At 55.4% G+C, this 1,124-nt stretch carries 1 protein-coding gene; it reads right to left on the bottom strand.

Annotated features, from left to right (window positions below; translation table 11 throughout):
- A partial coding sequence (gene tuf / locus EKL29_RS22920; protein ID WP_126690840.1) for an elongation factor Tu occupies positions 1–1,124 on the bottom strand: 1,124 nt, incomplete at both ends.

The raw sequence follows: 1,124 nt of genomic DNA, 5'->3' as shown, positions 1-1,124 counted from the left end.
ATTGCGAAGCGCAGACCCTGGTCCATCGCGATCGGATGGATCAGAGTAACGGTCATTTTGATGTTGTCGCCCGGCATTACCATCTCAACGCCTTCCGGCAGTTCGATGTTGCCAGTCACGTCAGTAGTACGGAAGTAGAACTGCGGACGGTAGCCTTTGAAGAACGGAGTGTGACGACCGCCTTCTTCTTTAGACAGAACGTAAACTTCTGACACGAAAGTGGTGTGCGGCTTGATTGAGCCCGGCTTAGCCAGTACCTGGCCACGCTCGATCTCTTCACGCTTGATACCACGCAGCAGAACGCCTACGTTCTCACCAGCCTGACCCTGATCCAGCAGTTTGCGGAACATTTCAACGCCGGTACAGGTTGATTTCGCGGTGTCTTTGATGCCCACGATTTCAACTTCGTCGCCTACTTTCACGATGCCGCGCTCAACACGACCGGTAACAACGGTACCACGGCCAGAGATTGAGAACACGTCTTCGATCGGCAGCAGGAACGGCAGGTCGATAGCACGAACCGGATCCGGGATGTAGGTATCCAGGTGGCCAGCCAGCTCAACGATCTTCGCTTCCCACTCTGCGTCGCCTTCCAGCGCTTTCAGTGCAGAACCGCGAACGATCGGGGTGTCGTCGCCCGGGAAGTCGTACTGAGACAGCAGGTCACGTACTTCCATCTCAACCAGTTCCAGCAGCTCTTCGTCATCAACCATGTCGCACTTGTTCAGGAACACGATGATGTAAGGAACGCCAACCTGACGACCCAGCAGGATGTGCTCACGGGTCTGCGGCATCGGGCCGTCAGTCGCAGCAACAACCAGGATAGCGCCGTCCATCTGAGCAGCACCGGTGATCATGTTTTTCACATAGTCGGCGTGGCCCGGGCAGTCAACGTGCGCGTAGTGGCGAGTCGGGGTTTCATACTCAACGTGAGAAGTGTTGATGGTGATACCACGTGCTTTTTCTTCCGGCGCGTTATCGATCTGGTCGAATGCACGAGCCTGGCCGCCGTAGGTTTTAGCCAGAACGGTGGTGATAGCTGCAGTCAGGGTGGTTTTACCGTGGTCAACGTGACCGATGGTGCCCACGTTTACGTGCAGTTTGTTACGTTGAAATTGCTCTTT

It is taken from the genome of Pantoea sp. YU22, assembly GCF_003970755.1.
Lineage (GTDB): Bacteria > Pseudomonadota > Gammaproteobacteria > Enterobacterales > Enterobacteriaceae > Pantoea > Pantoea piersonii.
The sequence above is the reverse complement of the archived record's forward strand: the minus strand, read 5'-3'. Positions and strand labels throughout refer to the sequence as shown.